This window comes from Pseudomonas sp. TE3911 (genome assembly GCF_054062775.1).
In genome coordinates, this window is record NZ_JBSSFP010000001.1 from 5,108,172 (window position 1) to 5,130,336 (window position 22,165).

Sequence of the window (22,165 nt, forward strand, 5' to 3'; positions counted from 1 at the left end):
TATTTTGATGAAATTACCACCGCCCTTTCAGACGAGCGGAAAACAGCCAATTTACTGACGGACTTTTACTACAATTCACTGGCAGTGATTTCATCGTGCCATTGTTTTTTACCCGCTATCACCGCACCATTGCCGCACCTTCAATGCTGCAAGCTTGGGTAATCGCAGTGGCGATACGCTTTAAATTCCCTCGGATTCTGTACGGCCTCGCCATCACGCTGTTGCTGGGTGGCGGCCTGCTGGGCGATTTGCTCGCCGACTGGGATTTCAGCCAAATCAGCCGCCGCGCCGAGTCGCTTTACGGGCCACTAGGCCCCGGGCGTCAGCGCATTGATGCATGGCAGCAATTGCTGTCAACGCAGAAGCAAGTGGGTGAGGCCGAGCAGCTCAAAGTGGTGAATCTGTTCTTCAACCGCCAGTTGCGCTACGAGGAAGACATCGACCTGTGGCACGAGATTGATTATTGGGCGACCCCTATTCAGTCCCTGTGGAAAGGCGCAGGCGACTGCGAAGACTACGCCATCGCCAAGTACTTCAGCCTGCGTCACTTGGGCGTCCCCGCCGAAAAACTGCGCATTACCTACGTTAAAGCGTTACGCCAGAATCGCGCGCACATGGTGCTGACGTACTATGCCAGCCCCGAAGCCATGCCCTTGGTACTGGACAGCCTGATGGACGCCATTTTGCCCGCCAGCCAGCGCGCGGATTTGCTGCCGGTGTACGCGTTCAACGGTGAAGGGCTGTGGTTGACCGGCGCGGCGGGCAACAAAAAAGTCGGTGACACCAAGCGCCTGTCACGTTGGCAGGATGTCTTGAAAAAAATGACCGCTGAAGGGTTTCCGGCCAGTTCGGATAATTAACAGGAGCTACGATGTCACTGTTCAAACAATTGCTGATCGCTATCTGCGTGTTCCTGGTGGTCGCGTTCAGCGGTAGCTTCTTCGTCAGCCTTGAGAGTTCGCGTACCCAGTACGTCAACCAACTGCGCTCCCACGCGCAGGACGCGGCCACGGCGCTGGCCCTGTCGTTGACGCCGAACATCGATGACCCGGCGATGACCGAACTGATGGTCAGCTCGATCTTTGACAGTGGCTACTACGCAAGCATCCGTGTGGTGGACCTGAGCAATGACCAGGTCCTGGTGGAGCGGGCCGCCGAGCCGGATGCCAGCAGCGTGCCGGCTTGGTTCGTGAAGATGATCGGCCTCGCGCCGGCTGGCGGCGATGCCATTGTCAGCCGTGGCTGGCAGCAGGCGGCGCGGGTTGAGGTGGTCAGTCACCCGATGTTTGCCCTGGCCAAACTCTGGCAAAGCGCGCTCGGCAGCCTGGGTTGGCTGTTGATCTGCGGCGCCGCGAGTGCAGTGCTGGGCGCGCTGTTGCTGCGTCGCCAGCTGAAACCGTTGGACTATATGGTCGAGCAGTCCCACGCCATCGCGCGTCGTGAGTTCCTCAGCTTGCCCGACCTGCCCCGCACCCCGGAATTACGCCGCGTGGTGCAGGCCATGAACCAGATGGTGGAGAAACTCAAGGCGCTGTTCCACGAGCAGACCGAACGCAGCGAGAAGCTGCGGGTGGAGTCCTACCAGGACAGCCTGACCGGCCTGGCGAACCGTCGTTATTTCGAGATGCAGTTGCAATCGCGGGTCAGCAACATGGAGGAGTCCAGTTCAGGCTACCTGCTGATGTTGCGGGTCAACGACCTGGGCGGCCTCAATCAGCGTCTGGGCGGGCAACGCACCGACCAGTTGCTGCAAGCCGTCAGCCAACAACTGGTGCGTACCTGTGCCAAATACCCGGAAACCAATAACCTGATCACCCGCAGCCGGGTGGCGGTGGCGAGTTCGCCGTGCTCGCGCCAGGCTTGGTGCGCGACGAAGCAGTGCAGTTGGCCCAGGAACTGGAAACCACCTTGCAAAGCCTGCACGAAACCGGCGCCACCGACACGCCCACCGTGGCCCACATCGGCCTGGCCCCTTACAACCCCGGCGACGCCTCGGCAGACCTGCTGATGCTGGCTGACCAAGCGCTCACCCAGGCCGAAGCCAACAGCCTGCAAAGCTGGGTCTGCCTGTCACATCAAACCCTCGACACCGTCAGTGACGACCCGCATAGCTGGCACACCCTGCTCGACAATGCGCTGAGCCAGGGTCGCTTCCGCCTGTTCTTCCAGCCGGTGGTGAGCAGCAGCGATACCCGTCAGGTCCTGCATTACAAAGTGCTGTCGCGCTTGCTCGACAATCAGGACCAGACCATCGCCGCCGGGCATTTCCTACCGTGGCTGGAGCGCTTCGGTTGGACCGCGCGGCTCGACCAGGTAATGCTCGATCTGGTGATCAAACACTTGGGCCAGCACAATCAATCGGTCGCACTGAACCTGTCGGCGGCTACCCTGAACGACCCGCAAGCCCTGGAGCACATGTTCGAGCGCCTGTCGCAACACCCGTTGCTGGGCGAGCGCCTGACCCTGGAAATCGGCGAGGAGCAAGTCCCCGAACAGGCACAACTGGAACGCCTGATCCGGCGCATGCGCGGTCTGGGCTACAGCCTTGGCCTGCAACGCTTCGGCGGGCGCTTTAGCATGATCGGTAACCTCGCGCATCTAGGCCTGGCCTACCTCAAAATCGACGGCAGTTACATCCGCGACATTGACCAGGAAAGCCACAAGCGCTTCTTTATCGAGGCCATCCAGCGAGCGGCCCACAGCATTGATCTGCCGCTGATTGCCGAGCGCGTGGAAACCGAGGGTGAGTTGCGGGTGATCCGCGAGATGGGGATTGAAGGGGTGCAAGGCCAACTGGTCGGTGAACCGGCGCCCTGGAAGTGGAGCACAGAATAATCACGCCTCCTTGACGGTTAGGCCGTGAAGGAGGTGCGCGTCAAATCAAGCCAGTTTCATCATCATTGATCAGCTCGCTCAAACCGCCCAGCGCCGCCCGGGCCTGGGTGCGTTCCAGGAACTTGGTCTGCGCCGCCGGCGGCAAGTCGGTGATGCTCATTACGTTCTTGGTGATCAGCACCTGAATCAAGTCGTCCAGTACGCGGATCATCTCAAGGTCACTGCTCTTGAGCTGCTTGAGGCTGGTCTCGATCTCATCGTCGGCAAACCACGCCTGGATCTCGTGATGGTCCGCCGGTAGCGTCTCAGTGGCTTCAGCGAAGGCCTGCGCCTCGACACGCACCAAAGCGTTGTATTGATCGCGTAGCACGTAGAACATCAGCCCTCTCCCAATAAAAAATCCCTGCAGGCGCCGCACACGGCTCCCACAGAGATTACACACATTTCGCCGAAGCGGATGCCATGGGGGCGCCAATCCCTAAAGATTGCCGCCCCCATGGTGATCAGTCGTGGTGCTTGACGGTCAAGTCGCCACCGGCGATCAGGCTATTGATCGCGGCGGAACCCGAGCCCCAACTGGCGCCATCCACTTTGATCGTGACATCAGCCGTGCCGCCACTGGTGCCGGTGAACGACCCGGTGCTGCTCACGCTCAGCGTCGAGTTGCCCGACGAATCGGTGGTCAGCCTCAGGTAGCTCGACAAGTTGGTGTCGTTATTGCCTTGCAGCAGGTCGGACAGGTCCAGCTTGTCGCCTTCACCGTGTTTGAAGTCAGTGATGCGATCAAAGCCACCGTTGGTGTTGGTGTCGCCTTTGAGCCACACAAAAGTATCGGCACCCGCGCCACCGGTGAGGATGTCGTTGCCTTTGCCGCCCACCAGGATGTCATTGCCTGCGCCGCCGGAGAGCGTGTCGTTACCGCCCTGGCCGAACAGGATGTCATCGCCGGCGTTGCCGATCAGGGTGTCGCCGCCATCGTTGGTGCCGTAGATGTTCGACGCGTTGGCCAAAGCACCGACGTCCTGCACATGCTCAGTGATGTACTGATGCAAGGTGCGGTCGTCGATCTGATCGACCGTGGTCGCCAGCTTCTCGGCGGCGAATGCCTTGAGTGCCGCGCTGCCTTCCTGGCCTTTGTAGCTGATCAGGTCGCCGAAGATGATGTCGTTGCCCGAACCGCCGGAAACGTTGTCGGCACCGGTATCGGCGGTGTGGCCGGTAATGGTGTCCGCCAGCTTCGCGGTGTCGATCGTGCTGACCGTTTTGTCGGTATCGAAGTACTTCTGCAACATGTCCTTGTCGACGCTGCTGCCCAGGCCGATGGCCTGAACCTCAACCCCGCCCTTGACCGCAGTGGTCAGCGCGGCGTAAGCGGCTTTGGCCGCCTCCAACGGATAGTTGTAATAGTAGTTGCTAGCCCCCGCCACGTCGAAACCACCGCGGCCATCGGACACGACATAACCTTCAAAGGTCTTGGCGCCGGACGAACTGTACGAATAGACCTTGCCTTCGCTGTCAACGATGACCTGGGTCTTGCCGTAGATCGTTGCGGTGACCTCAGCGGACTGGCCCAGGGTGTAGCTTTTGCTATTGACCTTGCTGTCGAAGTAAACCGTATTGCCGTTGCGGCTGGTCGCGCCAAGAGTGATGTCGTCGTAAGTTTCGTTGTAGACGTTCGGCGCACCGTCGGTAATGAAGTACGTCAGGTTCTTCGCACTGGCGTTGCTGGTCGCTTCAGAGCTCTTGAACCAGGCCGTCGCAGTGTTGAAGGCGTCCTGGTAGTTGGTCACGTCTGTCGAGTTGGAGCTCATGTTGTTCAACACAGCCTGCAACGCATCCTTGGCAGCCGCCTGGTCAGCCAGGTTGACCGACACTTGCGATTCGACCTTGGTATCGAAGTCCACCAGCAACACTTTCACCACACCCGAACCGGTCAACTTGGCGTTGGCGATCAGGGTATCGAAGATGGTCGACAACTGGGACTTGATCGAAGTCATCGCGCTCGAGCCGATACTGCCCGAGGTGTCAACGATGAACGCGATGTTGTAGTTGGTGCCCGGGGTGGTGATGCCACCTTTGTCGCCAATCACGATGTTGTGGGTCGAGGTGGAGCCCAGGTCGATGGTATCCACCGCAGCGCCGCCTTCCGTAACAGGGGTGTAGACCTGAGGCTTGACCGTGATGGTGGTCGTTGCCGCCAACGAACTCAGGCTGTTGCCACCCTCATTGTCAGTCACCGCGACATCAATGATGCGGTCGCCCAGCGTCGGGTACTTGCTGGTGCTGGAGTACTGGAACGACTCAAGCAGCGTCTTGTAGGTCGCCGCATCCGCCACGCCCGACAGGGTCAGCACGATCTTGCCGCTGACGTCAGTCCCGACGCTGGTCACGGTGATGCCTTTGTAGGTACCACCCACCGCTACCAGACTGGAGCTCAGCACATCGCCCGAACTGGCGTTTTTCAGGGTGATGGTCGCACTTTGCATCTGCGTGCTGTCGACGTCGCCAATGGCCACGCTGCCGGTAATCGCCACACCCGTGGTGCTGCGTTCGGTGTACGCGGTGTTGTAGCCGGTGGCGACAGCGCCGTCAGCCGTGCTCAGGTCCAGGGTTGGGGCATCGTTGACCGCAGTGATCACGATGCTCACTTTGCCGGTCGTCACCGCCGAAGCGCCAGTGCTCAGCTCCGTGGCCGTGGCTTTCACGGTGAGGTCGAAGCTGGCGGTCGAATCCTTGAGCGGCGTAACGGTCAGGGTTTTCAGGTTCCAGGTGCTGACATCGTAGAGCGTGCCGCTGCCGTTCGACGTGATGCTGTGCCCAGTGTTGCCGTCGGTAATCACGGTGCCGGCTGGCAAGCCGCTGATTTCCACCTTGTGCGACTCCGAGCCGTCGTTGTCGACAAACGTGGTAGTGATCGGGCTGACCTTGATCGCGGTGTCTTCCAGACCACGGTTGTAGACGTAGCCAGTGTAATAACCTTCGCCGTTGACGATATGGCTATCGCCGAGCACCGCACCGGCGGCTTTCAACGCGTCCACGCTGGTGTAGGTCTGCAGGCCGCTGTTGCCCAGGGACATCGACACGCCGTTGTTGATCGACACATTGACGTCGTAGTTGCCCGCGCCTGCCTGGTTGTAGTGGTAGATATCCAGGGTGTAGTAGCCCGACTCGGTCGGGGTGTAGCTCGACCCGGTAATCGCGCTGCCCTTGCTCCACGTCTCGGTGGCAACCAACTTGCCGCCCACGGTGATTGCCAGGCTGTCGTCGGCCGTACCTGTGAAGGTGTAGCTCTTGCCGGCTTCCAGGTAAATCAAGCCGGAGACTTTGGTCGCGGTACCGTCTGCCACATTGCTGTTGCTGACGCTGCTGGTCACGCCGGTGGTGACGGCGCTGGCAGCGGTCTTGGCGTCGATCACACGGATCAGATCGCTGGAATTGACCACACCGTTACCGTTGGTCCCCAGATCAGTGCGCAGAGTGCCGCCAGTCCAGGTTTGAATGACCAAGCCTGTAGGAACAGCGCCGAACGCGCCAACCGTCACAACCGGCACATCCGCCACCGGGTGGATATCCACGGTGATGACCTTGGTGTCGCTGTAGGAATTGCCGTCGGTAGCCTGGAATTGCAGCTGGGTGTAATCGGTCTGCTTGTTGCCCACACCTGTGCCCACGAAGGTGTTGTCACCCGATTCGTTGGCTGCCGGGGTGTAACGCACGTTGTGGCCGTCGAAGTCCGCCTGGCTGAACGACTTACCGGCAGAGGTATCGGTTTTCAGATCAGTCGCGCTGAGTTTGACCCACGCGCCGTTGGAGTAGTACTCGATGGAACCGGCAGGCAGGCTGGTGAACACCACTTTCGGGTTTGTGGAGTCCTCATCGCTGACGCCGAAGGTCGCCCAGGTCAATTCGATCGGGGTGTCTTCGTCGCCCTGGATGTAGCCGTTGCTGGCGATCGGAGTGTCGTCGACCAACGTCACGGTCGGCTGACCAGTGCTGTGTGAGTTGGCGCCGTCAGCGTCAGTGACGGTCAGGTCAATCTTCGGCAACTGATGACCGGAGTTGACGTAGTCCGCGCCCTTCTGCGTCAGCACAACGTTGGTGCCGGACAGGCTGTAATAGCCATCCGAATTGGTGCCGGTGGTGAAGGTGATCTTCAGTTGGGCGACCGGTGTTTCTTCGTCGCTTGCCGAGAAAGTACCGGCCACGGTGCCAACTTTGGCGGTGTTCTCAACAATGGTGGTGGCAGCCACGGTGATAACCGGGATGTCGTTGACCAAAGTAACAACCGGCTGAGCATCGCTGTGCGAAGTGGCGTTGTCGGCGTCGGTGACGGTCAGGTCAATTTTCGGCAACTGATGACCGGAGTTGACGTAGTCCGCGCCCTTCTGCGTCAGCACAACGTTGGTGCCGGACAGGCTGTAGTAGCCATCCGAATTGGTGCCGGTGGTGAAGGTGATCTTCAGTTGGGCGACCGGTGTTTCTTCGTCGCTTGCCGAGAAAGTACCGGCCACTGTGCCAACTTTGGCGGTGTTCTCCACGATGGTGGTCGCAGCCACGGTGATAACCGGGATGTCGTTGACCAAAGTAACGACCGGCTGAGCATCGCTGTGCGAAGTGGCGTTGTCTGCGTCGGTGACGGTCAGGTCAATTTTCGGCAGTTGATTACCGGCGTTGACGAAGTCCGCGCCCTTCTGCGTCAGCACAACGTTAGTGCCAGACAGGGTGTAGTAACCCTGAGTATTGGTGCCGGTGGTGAAGGTGACTTTCAGGCTGGCAGTAGGCGTTTCTTCGTCGGTAGCAACGAAGCTACCGGCGACGGTGCCGACTTTGGCGCTGTTCTCAACAATGGTGGTCGCAGCCACGGTGATAACCGGGATGTCGTTGACCAAAGTAACGACCGGCTGAGCATCGCTGTGCGAAGTGGCGTTGTCGGCGTCGGTGACGGTCAGGTCAATTTTCGGCAACTGGTTGCCGGCGTTGACGAAATCAGCGCCCTTCTGCGTCAGCACAACATTAGTGCCAGACAGGGTGTAGTAACCCTGAGTATTGGTGCCGGTGGTGAAGGTGACTTTCAGGCTGGCAGTAGGCGTTTCTTCGTCGGTAGCAACGAAGCTACCGGCGACGGTGCCGACTTTGGCGCTGTTCTCGACAATGGTGGTAGCAGCCACGGTGATAACCGGGATGTCGTTGACCAAAGTAACAACCGGCTGAGCATCGCTGTGCGAAGTGGCGTTGTCGGCGTCGGTGACGGTCAGGTCAATTTTCGGCAGTTGATTACCGGCGTTGACGAAGTCCGCACCCTTCTGCGTCAGCACAACGTTGGTACCGGACAAGGTGTAGTAACCCTGAGTATTGGTGCCGGTGGTGAAATCAACTTTCAGGCTGGCAGTAGGCGTTTCTTCGTCGGTAGCAACGAAGCTACCGGCGACGGTGCCGACTTTGGCGCTGTTCTCAACAATGGTGGTAGCAGCCACGGTGATAACCGGGATGTCGTTGACCAAAGTAACGACCGGCTGAGCATCGCTGTGCGAAGTGGCGTTGTCGGCGTCGGTGACGGTCAGGTCAATTTTCGGCAGTTGATTACCGGCGTTGACGAAGTCCGCGCCCTTCTGCGTCAGCACAACATTAGTGCCAGACAGGGTGTAGTAACCCTGAGTATTGGTGCCGGTGGTGAAATCAACTTTCAGGCTGGCAGTAGGCGTTTCTTCGTCGGTAGCAACGAAGCTACCGGCGACGGTGCCGACTTTGGCGCTGTTCTCAACAATGGTGGTAGCAGCCACGGTGATAACCGGGATGTCGTTGACCAAAGTAACGACCGGCTGAGCATCGCTGTGCGAAGTGGCGTTGTCGGCGTCGGTGACGGTCAGGTCAATTTTCGGCAGTTGATTACCGGCGTTGACGAAGTCCGCACCCTTCTGCGTCAGCACAACGTTGGTACCGGACAGGGTGTAGTAACCCTGAGTATTGGTGCCGGTGGTGAAATCAACTTTCAGGCTGGCCGTCGGGGTTTCTTCGTCAGTTGCTACGAAGCTACCGGCGACGGTGCCGACTTTGGCGCTGTTCTCGACAATGGTGGTCGCAGCCACGGTGATAACCGGGATGTCGTTGACCAAAGTAACGACCGGCTGAGCATCGCTATGCGAAGTGGCGTTGTCGGCGTCGGTGACGGTCAGGTCAATTTTCGGCAGTTGATTACCGGCGTTGACGAAGTCCGCGCCCTTCTGCGTCAGCACAACGTTGGTACCAGACAGGGTGTAGTAACCCTGAGTATTGGTGCCGGTGGTGAAATCAACTTTCAGGCTGGCCGTCGGGGTTTCTTCGTCAGTTGCTACGAAGCTACCGGCGATAGTGCCGACTTTGGCGCTGTTCTCAACAATGGTGGTAGCAGCCACGGTGATAACCGGGATGTCGTTGACCAAAGTAACGACCGGCTGAGCATCGCTATGCGAAGTGGCGTTGTCGGCGTCGGTGACGGTCAGGTCAATTTTCGGCAACTGGTTGCCGGCGTTGACGAAATCAGCGCCCTTCTGCGTCAGCACAACGTTGGTACCGGACAGGGTGTAGTAACCCTGAGTATTGGTGCCGGTGGTGAAATCAACTTTCAGGCTGGCAGTAGGCGTTTCTTCGTCGGTAGCAACGAAGCTACCGGCGACGGTGCCGACTTTGGCGCTGTTCTCAACAATGGTGGTAGCAGCCACGGTGATAACCGGGATGTCGTTGACCAAAGTAACGACCGGCTGAGCATCGCTGTGCGAAGTGGCGTTGTCGGCGTCGGTGACGGTCAGGTCAATTTTCGGCAGTTGATTACCGGCGTTGACGAAGTCCGCGCCCTTCTGCGTCAGCACAACGTTAGTGCCAGACAGGGTGTAGTAGCCCTGAGTATTGGTGCCGGTGGTGAAATCAACTTTCAGGCTGGCCGTCGGGGTTTCTTCGTCAGTTGCTACGAAGCTACCGGCGACGGTGCCGACTTTGGCGCTGTTCTCCACGATGGTAGTCGCAGCCACGGTGATAACCGGGATGTCGTTGACCAAAGTAACAACCGGCTGAGCATCGCTGTGCGAAGTGGCGTTGTCAGCATCGGTGACGGTCAGGTCAATTTTCGGCAGTTGATTACCGGCGTTGACGAAGTCCGCACCCTTCTGCGTCAGCACAACGTTGGTACCGGACAGGGTGTAGTAACCCTGAGTATTGGTGCCGGTGGTGAAATCAACTTTCAGGCTGGCCGTCGGGGTTTCTTCGTCAGTTGCTACGAAGCTACCGGCGACGGTGCCGACTTTGGCGCTGTTCTCGACAATGGTGGTCGCAGCCACGGTGATAACCGGGATGTCGTTTACCAAAGTAACGACCGGCTGAGCATCGCTGTGCGAAGTAGCGTTGTCGGCGTCGGTGACGGTCAGGTCAATTTTCGGCAACTGGTTGCCGGCGTTGACGAAATCAGCGCCCTTCTGCGTCAGCACAACGTTAGTGCCGGACAGGGTGTAGTAACCCTGAGTATTGGTGCCGGTGGTGAAATCAACTTTCAGGCTGGCCGTCGGGGTTTCTTCGTCAGTTGCTACGAAGCTACCGGCGACGGTGCCGACTTTGGCGCTGTTCTCGACAATGGTGGTAGCAGCCACGGTGATGACCGGGATGTCGTTGACCAAAGTAACGACCGGCTGAGCATCGCTGTGCGAAGTGGCGTTGTCAGCATCGGTGACGGTCAGGTCAATTTTCGGCAACTGGTTGCCGGCGTTGACGAAGTCCGCGCCCTTCTGCGTCAGCACAACATTAGTGCCAGACAGGGTGTAGTAACCCTGAGTATTGGTGCCGGTGGTGAAGGTGACTTTCAGGCTGGCAGTAGGCGTTTCTTCGTCGGTAGCAACGAAGCTACCGGCGACGGTGCCGACTTTGGCGCTGTTCTCCACGATAGTGGTCGCAGCCACGGTGATAACCGGGATGTCGTTGACCAGGGTGACATCTGGAGTAGCGGCGGCGTTCGCGCTGCCTTTGTCTGCATCAGTCACGGTCAGATCGAACGCTGGCAGTTTATTGCCCGCATTAACAAAGTCAGCACCGGCCTGAGTCAGGACAACGTTGTTGCCAACGATGGCGTAGTAACCGTCTTTATTGCTGTCGCCGGTGAAGGTGACTTTCAAGTCGGCAACTGGAGTTTCTTCGTCACCCACGGTGAACGAGCCCGCCACGGTGTCTTTGCTGACAGCGTCTTCAACCAACGGATTGGCGGTTACTTCGATGGTCTGCAGGTCGTTGACCAGCGTCACGTCCGGAGTAGCGGCGGCAGTTGCGCTGCCTTTGTCAGCATCAGTCACGGTCAGATCGAACGCTGGCAATTTGTTGCCCGCGTTAACGAAGTCAGCACCGGCCTGAGTCAGGACAACGTTGTTGCCAACGATGGCGTAGTAACCGTCTTTATTGCTGTCACCGGTGAAGGTGACTTTCAAATCGGCAACTGGGGTTTCTTCGTCACCCACGGTGAACGAGCCCGCCACAGTGTCTTTGCTGACAGCGTCTTCAACCAACGGATTGGCGGTTACTTCGATGGTCGGCAGGTCGTTGACCAGCGTCACGTCCGGAGTAGCGGCGGCAGTTGCGCTGCCTTTGTCGGCATCAGTCACAGTCAGGTCGAACGCTGGGAGTTTGTTCCCTGCATTGACGAAGTCAGCACCGGCCTGAGTCAGGACAACGTTGTTGCCAACGATGGCGTAGTAACCGTCTTTATTGCTGTCACCGGTGAAGGTGACCACCAGGTTTGCAACCGGGGTTTCTTCGTCACCCACGGTGAACGAGCCCGCCACGGTGTCTTTGCTGACAGCGTCTTCAACCAACGGATTGGCGGTTACTTCGATGGTCGGCAGGTCGTTGACCAGCGTCACGTCCGGAGTAGCGGCGGCAGTTGCGCTGCCTTTGTCAGCATCAGTCACGGTCAGATCGAACGCAGGCAATTTGTTGCCCGCGTTAACGAAGTCAGCACCGGCCTGAGTCAGGACAACGTTGTTGCCAACGATGGCGTAGTAACCGTCTTTATTGCTGTCGCCGGTGAAGGTGACCACCAGGTTTGCAACCGGGGTTTCTTCGTCACCAACGGTGAAAGAGCCCGCAACAGTGTCTTTGCTGACAGCGTCTTCAACCAACGGATTGGCGGTTACTTCGATGGTCGGCAGGTCGTTGACCAGCGTCACGTCCGGAGTAGCGGCGGCGGTTGCGCTGCCCTTGTCGGCATCAGTCACAGTCAGGTCGAACGCTGGGAGTTTGTTCCCTGCATTGACGAAGTCAGCACCGGCCTGAGTCAGGACAACGTTGTTGCCAACGATGGCGTAGTAACCGTCTTTATTGCTGTCGCCGGTGAAGGTGACTTTCAAATCGGCAACTGGGGTTTCTTCGTCACCCACGGTGAACGAGCCCGCCACGGTGTCTTTGCTGACAGCGTCTTCAACCAGCGGATTGGCGGTTACTTCGATGGTCGGCAGGTCGTTGACCAGCGTCACGTCCGGAGTAGCGGCGGCAGTTGCGCTGCCTTTGTCAGCATCAGTCACGGTCAGGTCGAACGCTGGCAATTTGTTGCCCGCGTTAACGAAGTCAGCACCGGCCTGAGTCAGGACAACGTTGTTGCCAACGATGGCGTAGTAACCGTCTTTATTGCTGTCGCCGGTGAAGGTGACCACCAGGTTTGCAACTGGGGTTTCTTCGTCACCCACGGTGAACGAGCCCGCCACGGTGTCTTTGCTGACAGCGTCTTCAACCAACGGGTTGGCGGTTACTTCGATGGTCGGCAGGTCGTTGACCAGCGTCACGTCCGGAGTAGCGGCGGCAGTTGCGCTGCCTTTGTCAGCATCAGTCACGGTCAGGTCAAACGCTGGGAGTTTGTTCCCTGAGTTGACGAAGTCAGCACCGGCCTGAGTCAGAACAACGTTGTTGCCAACGATGGCGTAGTAACCGTCTTTATTGCTGTCACCGGTGAAGGTGACCACCAGGTTTGCAACCGGGGTTTCTTCGTCACCCACGGTGAACGAACCCGCCACAGTGTCTTTGCTGACAGCGTCTTCAACCAATGGATTGGCGGTTACTTCGATGGTCGGCAGGTCGTTGACCAACGTCACATCCGGCGTTGCAGCATCGTGCGAGCTGCCCTTATCGGCATCCGTCACGGTCAAGTCAATCGCAGGCAGTTTGTTACCCGCGTTGACGAAGTTCGCGCCCGCCAGGGTCAACACCACGGCGTTGCCAAGGAGGGTGTAGTAGCCATCTTTGTTGCTGTCGCCGGTGAAGGTCACTTTCAGATCGGCAATCGGGGTCTCAACGTCGCTGACGGTAAAGGTACCGGCAACGGTGCCTTCGGCCACGGAGCCTTCCACCAGAGGGTTCGCTACGACATCAATCACCGGCAGGTCGTTGACCGCAATCACGTTGATCGGCAGCGTAATCGACTCGGACTTAGGCGCCGCATCACCATCCTGCGCAGTGGCGGTGACGGTGAGGTTCACCAGGCCATTGGCGTTTGGTACCGGGTTGTAGACCAGCGTGCCCTTGTTCCAGGTGCTGATATCGATGCTTTGCACGTCAGCCGTGGCTGTGAAGCTGTGGCCCGGCGTGCCGTCGGAAATGGTCGCGCCTTCTGGAATACCGCTGATTTCCAGCTTCAGCGTCTCGGAGCCGTCTTTGTCGGTCGCATAAGCGTCAATCGCAGACAACTTGATCGCGTGGTCTTCCAGGCCAGTGTTCAGCACCTGGGTAACGCTGATGTTGTCCAGCACGCCGCCAAGCGAGTTGTTGGTATCGCCGGCCGGGGCCTTGAATTCGAGTTTGGCATCGCCGTCAGCGGTGACCGGCACGGTGAAGGTGTAGGTCTTCATGCCAACGACAGTGGTGTCCAGGGTGCCGACTTTGACGCCGCCCCAGAACACGTCGATCACCGAGCTGTTCTCAGCGCCCGCACGCGGCGAGTAGTCGACCGAGATGGTGTACGCGGTGCCGCCTTCCGCTTTGATGATGGTGTACAGGCTGGCGTCGTCGCCGGCGTTTTTCTCCAGCTCGATGACCTGGCTATTGCCTGGGGTCTCTACGCCGTAAATGCTGCTTTGGCCGATTTCTACCTTGCCGTCGGCGTTGCCGGTCTGCCATTGGGTATTCGGATTGGTGCCGGCTGCGTTATTGGCATCGCCAACCGCGACGACGCTCCAGGAGCCGCCGATGGGGGCGCTGTCGAAGTTGATCGCGCTGACAACGCCGCCACCGAGCAGGCCCAGGTGCGGGGTATCGGTAACCGGGGCGATTGTCACTGGGGCAGTGGTTTCGACGCTGGCTTTACCAGCATTGTCGACCGCGGTGAAGGTGAGCGCGGTATTGCCGCTCCAGTCCGCGGTTGGGGAGAAGTAAACCGACGCCTTGCCGTCAGCGCCCGCTGGCACCGAATCACCGACCTTGAGTTCGGTGGTCAGGCTGGCGTCGCTATACAGCTTGCCGTTTTCCGGCAAGGTGGTGATGACGAACTGGGCAACGGAACCGTCCACATCGGCGCCACTCAGTACGATGGTGGCCGCGTGGTCTTCGTCCGCGCCCGCCGAGGTGGCGGTTGCTGTCGGTGCATCGTTGAATAGCTCGACGGTGACCTTGCCGGTGGCGCTGCTGGTTTCCGGCGGCTCACGGTCAAGGTTGCCGCCACCGATATCGGTGACGTCGATGGTTACTGTGCGATCAGTGCCAACCGGATTGTTGCCCGGGGCCTGGAAGGTAATCGCTTCAACCAGCTTGGTGAAGTCGGCCGCGCTGTTGCCGGCTGGCGAGTTGCTGGTCAGGGTGTAGACGATCTTGCCATCGGCGGCGCTGCCGCTTTCGGTGATGGTGATACCCGCAACAGCGAGGGCCTTGAGCACGTCGGCGTTGCTGAGCAGATCGCCGGACACCAGGTGATCAACGGTGACCACTACCTTGCTGAAGGTTTTGTTGTCGACGTCGGTGATGCTCAGGTTTTCGACCAGCGCCACCGCACCTTTCTGCTCGACAAACTTAGTGCTGTCAAAACTGATAACCGGCGCATCGTTAACCGGTACCACGTAGATCACGGAAGTCACAGGCGCGGAGTCCGCCTGGCCGTCGTTCACGGTGATGGTCAGGTTACGGTTGGCCGGGCTTGGGTCTTCGCTTTCGCTGGCGAAGTGCACCGATCGCAGGACTTCCTGGTACTCAGCCTTGGTCGCTTCACCGGACAGGGTCAGTACGCCGGTGTCCTTGTCATAGCTGACGGTGATTTTGGTGTTGCTGACATCAGCGATCAGCACGTCATCGGCCAAGTGGTTGACCAGCGTGACCTTGGCGCTTTGCAAGGTGCTGTTGTCGACGTCGGTGATGGTCAGGTTCGCCGCGACGTAGCCGCCGGGTTTGCCCTCGATGTAGGTGTCGCCGAACGCGTTGGTCGAACCATTGCCCAGTACCGGCGCATCGTTGACCGCAGTGACCACGACGCTGATCTTGCCGGTCGAGACTTCTTCAACACCGGTGCTCAACTCTTTGGCGGTGGCCTTCACGGTCAAGTCGAAACTGGCCGTCGAGTCCTTGAACGGCGTAACCGTCAGGGTGCTCAGGTTCCAGGTGCTCACGTCGTACAGCGTGTTTGCGCCGGTTGAGATGATGCTATGGCCGGTAGTGCCGTCGGTGAGCACGGAGCCTTCCGGCAAGCCGCTGATTTCCACCTTGTGGGATTCCGAGCCGTCGGTGTCGACAAAAGTGGCGGTGATCGGCGCGATCTTAATCGCGGTGTCTTCCAGACCGTGGTTGTAGACGTTGCCGGTGTAATAGCCTTCGCCATTCACAACGTGGCTGTCGCCCAGGACCATGCCTGCGGCTTCCAACGCGGCCGCACTGGTGTAGGTCTGCAGGCCACTGTTGCCCAGGGACACCGACGAACCGTTGTTGATCGACACATTGACGTCGTAGTTGCCCGGGCCGTTCTGGTTGTAGTGGTAGATGTCGAGGGTGTAGTAACCCGACTCGGTCGGCGTGTAGGACGACCCGTTGATACCGCTGCCCTGGCTCCAGGTTTCGGAAGCGACCAGCTTGCCGCCCACGGTGATAGCCAGACTGTCGTCGGCCGAACCGGTGAAGGTGTAGCTCTTGCCAGCTTCCAGGTAAACCAGACCGGACACTTTGGTCGCGGTGCCTTCGGCCACATTGCCGTTGCTTACATTGCTGGTCACGCCCGTGGAGGCGGCGCTGTCAGCGGTTTGGGCGTTGATCACTTTGATCAGGGTGCTGGACTGGGTGACGCCTTGGCCGTTAGTGCCCAACTCGCCCGGCAGGTTGCTGCCGGTCCAGGTTTGAATGGTCAGACCGGTTGGCACTTGGCCGACGGTCAGCACCGGTACATCCGTCACCGGGTGAATATCCACAGTGATGGTTTTGGTATCGCTGTAGGAGTTGCCGTCGGTGGCTTGGAACTTCAGCTCGGTGTAATCACCTTGCTTGTTGCCCACGCCGGTGTTGCCGAAGCTGTTGTCGCCCGACTCGTTGTCTGCCGGGGTGTAACGCACGTTGTGGGCATCGAAGTCAGCCTGAGTGAAGGCCTTGCCCGCCGAGGTGTCGGTTTTCAGATCGGCCGTGGTGAGCTTGACCCACTCACCGTCGACTTTGTATTCGATGGAGCCGGCCGGCAGGCTGGTGAACACCACTGCCGGGCTCGTGGAATCTTCGTCCTGCACACCGAAAGTCGCCCAAGTGAGCTCGATCGAGGTGTCTTCGTTGCCCTCGATGCGGCCGTCGACGGCGGTTGGGGTGTCATCGACCAGCGTGACAGCCGGCTGGCCGGTGTTGTGGGAATTGAGGCCTTCAGGGTCGGTGACGGTCAGGTCGATTTTTGGCAACTGATTACCGGCATTGACGAAATCGGCGCCTTTTTGGGTCAGCACGACATTGTTGCCGGAGAGGCTGTAGTAGCCGTCAGCGTTGGTGCCGGTGGTGAAGCTGATGGTCAGGCTTTCACGCGGAGATTCTTCGTCACGCGCGTTGAAGGTACCGGCGACGGTGCCAACTTCGGCGGTGTTTTCGACGATGGTAGTCGGCGTGATGTCGATCAGCGGTACATCGTTGACCAGGGTTACGGTCGGCTGGCCAGTGCCGGTGGAGTTCAGGCCTTCAACGTCGGTGACGGTCAGGTCGATCTTCGGCAGCTGGTTACCCGCGTTAACGAAGTCGGCGCCTTTTTCGGTCAGTACGACGTTGTTGCCGGAGATGGCGTAGTAACCGTCAGCGTTGGTGCCAGCGGTGAAGCTGATGTTCAGGTTCTCGCGTGGGGTTTCTTCGTCTTTGGCGACGAAGGTACCGGCGACGGTGCCTGCTTCGGCGGTGTTCTCGATGATGGTGGTCGGCGTGACAGCAATTACTGGGACGTCGTTAACCAGGGTCACGGTCGGTTGACCGGTGCCAGTGGAGTTCAGGCCTTCAACGTCAGTAACGGTCAGGTCGATCTTCGGCAACTGGTTGCCGGCATTAACGAAGTCAGCACCTTTTTCGGTCAGGACCACGTTGTTGCCGGAGATGGCGTAGTAGCCGTCAGCGTTGGTGCCAGCGGTGAAGCTGATGTTCAGGTTCTCGCGTGGGGTTTCTTCGTCTTTAGCAACGAAGGTACCGGCGACGGTGCCTGCTTCGGCGGTGTTCTCGACGATGGTAGTCGGCGTGACAGCAATTACCGGAACATCGTTAACCAGGGTCACGGTCGGTTGACCAGTGCCTGTGGAATTCAGGCCTTCAACATCGGTGACGGTGAGGTCGATCTTCGGCAACTGGTTACCAGCGTTAACGAAGTCGGCGCCTTTTTCGGTCAGCACAACGTTGTTGCCGGAGATGGCGTAGTAGCCGTCAGCGTTGGTGCCAGCGGTGAAGCTGATGTTCAGGTTTTCGCGTGGTGTTTCTTCGTCTTTGGCGACGAAGGTACCAGCAACGGTGCCTGCTTCAGCAGTGTTCTCGACGATGGTGGTCGGCGTGACAGCAATTACTGGGACGTCGTTAACCAGGGTCACGGTCGGTTGACCAGTGCCAGTGGAGTTCAGGCCTTCAACATCGGTAACGGTCAGGTCGATCTTCGGCAACTGGTTGCCAGCGTTAACGAAGTCAGCACCTTTTTCGGTCAGCACAACGTTGTTGCCGGAGATGGCGTAGTAGCCGTCAGCGTTGGTGCCAGCGGTGAAGCTGATGTTCAGGTTTTCGCGTGGGGTTTCTTCGTCTTTAGCAAGGAAGGTACCGGCGACGGTGCCTGCTTCAGCGGTGTTCTCGACAATGGTGGTCGGCGTGACAGCAATTACTGGAACATCGTTAACCAGCGTCACGGTCGGTTGACCGGTGCCGGTGGAGTTCAGGCCTTCAACATCGGTAACGGTCAGGTCGATCTTCGGCAGCTGGTTGCCGGCGTTAACGAAATCGGCGCCTTTTTCGGTCAGGACTACGTTGTTGCCGGAGATGGCGTAGTAGCCGTCAGCGTTGGTGCCAGCGGTGAAGCTGATATTCAGGTTTTCGCGTGGGGTTTCTTCGTCTTTGGCAACGAAGGTACCGGCGACGGTGCCTGCTTCAGCGGTGTTCTCGATGATGGTGGTCGGCGTGACAGCAATTACTGGGACGTCGTTGACCAGGGTCACGGTCGGTTGACCGGTGCCAGTGGAATTCAGGCCTTCAGGGTCAGTGACGGTCAGGTCGATCTTCGGCAGCTGGTTGCCGGCGTTAACGAAGTCAGCGCCTTTTTCAGTCAGGACTACGTTGTTGCCGGAGATGGCGTAGTAGCCGTCAGCGTTGCTGCCAGCGGTGAAGCTGATGGTCAAACCATCGCGCGGGGTTTCTTCGTCTTTGGCAACGAAGGTACCAGCGACGGTGCCCGCCGCCGCCGTTTCTTCAACAATGGTGTTAGCCGTGATTTCAATCACGGGCACATCGTTGACCAGGGTCACGGTCGGCTGGCCAGCAGCGTTGGAGTTGAGGCCTTCGGGATCGGTAACCGTCAGGTCGATCTTCGGCAGTTGGTTGCCGGCGTTGACGTAGTCCGCGCCCTTCTGCGTCAGCACAACGGTGTTGTCGACGATGGCGTAGTAGCCATCCTTGTTGTTGTCACCCGTAAACGTGACGGTCAGTTGGCCAGCCGGTGTTTCTGCATCGCTGATAACAAACGTGCCCGCCACACTGCCCGCGACTGCGGTGTTTTCGACCAGGGTCGTGCCCGTCACGTCGATCAGCGGCGCATCGTTGACTGGTGTGATTGTGATCGTCAGCGTGCTGCTGGAACCGGTGTTGGTGGTGTATTCGATCTGCGGCACTTCGCCGCTGTAATCCTTGACCGGGGTAAACACGTATGCGCCATCAGCACCGATGGTGATGGAACCAATGCCTTGGATGTCAGCAGTCTGGCCGGCGTTGTAGGTCGTGTTGCCCACTTTGAAGGTAGCGACAGCCAACTGGTTATCGATGTCGCTGTCGTTGCTCAGCACATTGCCGGTCGCGACGCTATCTTCGACGATAGTGTTGGTATCGGCGACCAACACGCTTGGATCATCCACAGCGACCACAGTGGAAGTGGCCGGCTCAGGATTGATTGCAAGGTTTTCGTAGTTACCGCCAGTCGCTTCGGTGATCGTGACGCTGACGGCCAGGTTCTTGCCATCAGCCAGGTTGGCAGGCGTATCGGCAGTGACCGTGCCGGTGGTTTTACCGGCCTCAATGGTGATGGTCAGGTCGTTGGACAGTTTGATCACAACGTCGGTCTGCGCCGCGTTGGTCACCGTTGCGGTGTAGACGATCTGGCCGCCTTCATTCACCGACGGGGTCGCGGTCAGGGTGACGGTGGTGGTGTCGATGGTGTCAGCGATCTGCGTGACTGCTGGCGCCGGGTCGGTGGTGATGATCAGGTTGCCGCCACCGGAGGTGCCGGCGATGGTGGCGGAGATCGACGAGGCGTCCAGGTAAGGCGTGTCATTACCGGCGAAAGTGACGTTCAGCACGCCCGAGGTCTGGCCCGCGGCGATCACAACGGAGAGGCCGTTGGACAAGGTGACGGTCAGGTCGCTGGTCGGTGCCTGGGTGATGAATACGGTGTAAACGACTACGCCACCGGCTTCGGTGATGCTCGGCGTGGCGGTCAGGGTAATGGTGACGTTGCGCGGATCTACGCCGTTGTTGTCGGCACCGGTTTGGGTCGTGCCTACGGCGTCACCGGCATTCAAGCCGGTCGTTGGGTAACCAATGGTGGGGTCAACCACGCCTGCTGTGGCTTCCAGCACAACAAAACTGTGACCGCCACCCGCAGCGCCGTCTGCGCCTGCGGAGGTCGGGCCGGCAGCGGTGGCTTCGAGGTCTTGGGTAGGGTCAGCGCCGGCAGCGATGGCTTGCTGCAGTTCGGCAACGGACGGTGCAGCTTGAGCAGTCGCAGCACTGAGGTCGGTGACCGAGTCAGGAGCGTTCGCGCTCCACTGAGTGTCGCGACCCAGGTCGATGACGCGGCCGTCGGCCAGTTCCAGCGACACGGCACCCGAAGCACCGGTATCGACCTGCTCCCCTGCAAACAGGCGATCCCCTTCTACAAGCAGGCGGCGAATCCCTTCCGGGGAAACTGCGAACACTTGACCGACAATGCTTTTGACGACCGCAACGCTGCTCATAAAAGACTCTCCGTGTATTACCGTCAGGGGGTATCCATCAAGGTGACCGGCCGTCTCATGGGTGCCGATTCAATAGCTGGAGTACGTAGTTTCTAAGTAAGAAATTTGGCGTCAATATTTTGTTGTTCCGTCAGGAGAATTACTTTTCCGTCAAGGTATTGACCTATTGGGCGTCATCCTAAACAATCCGCCCGGTAATGTCACATTGATATTTAAACGGCCTCGCGACTTTCTGTTTGCGCCCTCCGGCGCCCTAGAAAAACGGGCATTTCGAGTTGCCACTCCAATGCAATATTCCAAGTTTGTTGCGGTTTTTCAGGCAACCAATCCCCGGGGAAACATCAGAATGCGTTTGCACCTTCTTAAAGCTGTGCCTTTTGCTCTAGCCGCCAGTTTCGTCCAGGCTCAGACCCTGCCCGAAGCCATGCAAGATGCCGTGAAAAACCACCCGGAGATCCAGGCCGCAATCAATGCGCGCATTGCTGCTGACTATCAGGTCAGAGAGGCCCAGGGCGGTTACCTGCCTAAAGTCGACCTGCTGGGCGGCTATGGCCGTGAAAGCTCGGACAACACCTCGACCCGCGCCGCCAGCAACAGCCACGATTGGAAAACCCTGAACCGCGGCGAATCGACCATCCGCCTGCAACAAAATTTGTTCCAGGGGTTTGGCACCATCAATGAAGTCGGCCGCCAACAAGCCACCGCCAATTCCCGTGGGTATGCGCTGCTCAATACTTCCGAGCGCACCGCACTGACCGTTGCTCAGGTTTATCTGGATGTCTTGACCCGTCGCGAGATGGTGCAGTTGGCAGAAGACAACCTGAAGAGCCACGAACGCATTTTTGACCAGATCAAACTGCGCACCAGCCGTGGCGTCGGAAGAATGGCGGACATGGACCAGGCTGAAGCCCGACTGGCTCAGGCGCAAAACAACCTGATCACCGAGCAGACCAACCTCGCTGACGCCAACACCAACTACCTCAGCGTTGTCGGCAAAGAGCCCGACCAACTGGAACGCCCACTGGGCGTGGTGACCCTGCTGCCAGCCAGCCTGGAAGACGCGCGCCGCCAGATGATTGCTGACAGCCCGGTGCTGCGCTCGGCCGAATCGGACATCGCCGCTGCCGAAAAGCAGTACGAAGCCGCCAAGTCGACCTTCTACCCGCGCTTTGATGCAGTGCTGCAACGTTCGGCCAACAACAACATCGGCGGCGAAGAGGGCCATGACAATGGCTACTCCGCGATGCTGAACATGCAGTTCAACCTGTACAACGGCGGCAGCGACAAGGCCAGCCTGCAGTCCAAGGCTTCCCAGGCCACCCAGGCGCTGGATATCCGCAACAACGCCTTGCGTCAGTTGAACGAAGAATTGGGCCTGGCGTGGAACGCTTACAACAACGCCAGCCAGCAAGTGCCGATCGCGCAGCAGTACGTCGACCGCAGCACCAAAGTGCGCACCTCGTACCAGCAGCAGTTCAGCCTCGGTGAGCGTACACTGCTCGACTTGCTCGACAGCGAGAACGAACTGTTCACCGCTCAGCAACGTTTGGCGCAGATCAAAAGCCTCTACGTTTACACCCAGTACCGTATTAAGGCCGACATGGGCCAATTACTGAGAAGTCAGGGCGTAGTCGCTCCGATGGCATCAGTTGTGCAAAACGATATTAAACCGTCGGTAAACCTGCCAGGGATGAACTGATTCT

General features: G+C 58.9%; 4 protein-coding genes and 1 pseudogene. 3 read left to right on the forward strand and 2 right to left on the reverse strand.

All coding sequences use genetic code 11. From position 1 onward, the window contains the following. Positions 1-143 precede the first annotated feature (143 nt). Together lapG and lapD are read left to right on the forward strand one after the other, a co-directional pair. A complete protein-coding gene (gene lapG, locus ACVWXD_RS23145; RefSeq protein ID WP_032890085.1) occupies positions 144-860 on the forward strand; it encodes a cysteine protease LapG in 717 nt (238 codons plus the stop codon). An 11-nt stretch (positions 861-871) separates the two neighbouring features. After that, a pseudogene (lapD, locus tag ACVWXD_RS23150) lies at positions 872-2,835 on the forward strand (cyclic di-GMP receptor LapD). 40 nt (positions 2,836-2,875) lie between these two features. Here the strand turns inward: lapD and ACVWXD_RS23155 are convergent. Both ACVWXD_RS23155 and ACVWXD_RS23160 read right to left on the reverse strand, forming a co-directional pair. Further along, complete coding sequence (locus tag ACVWXD_RS23155) at positions 2,876-3,214, reverse strand: hypothetical protein (RefSeq protein ID WP_032890080.1); 339 nt, start codon at positions 3,212-3,214, stop codon at positions 2,876-2,878. A 124-nt stretch (positions 3,215-3,338) separates the two neighbouring features. After that, the gene (locus ACVWXD_RS23160) at positions 3,339-20,462 is read right to left on the reverse strand and encodes a retention module-containing protein (protein WP_457371350.1); all 17,124 of its coding nucleotides are present in this window, start codon (positions 20,460-20,462) and stop codon (positions 3,339-3,341) included. 346 nt (positions 20,463-20,808) lie between these two features. On the opposite strand from ACVWXD_RS23160, the gene ACVWXD_RS23165 reads away from it, so the two are divergent. Then, the gene (locus tag ACVWXD_RS23165; RefSeq protein ID WP_032884990.1) at positions 20,809-22,161 is read left to right on the forward strand and encodes a TolC family outer membrane protein; all 1,353 of its coding nucleotides are present in this window, start codon (positions 20,809-20,811) and stop codon (positions 22,159-22,161) included. Positions 22,162-22,165: the final 4 nt, after the last annotated feature.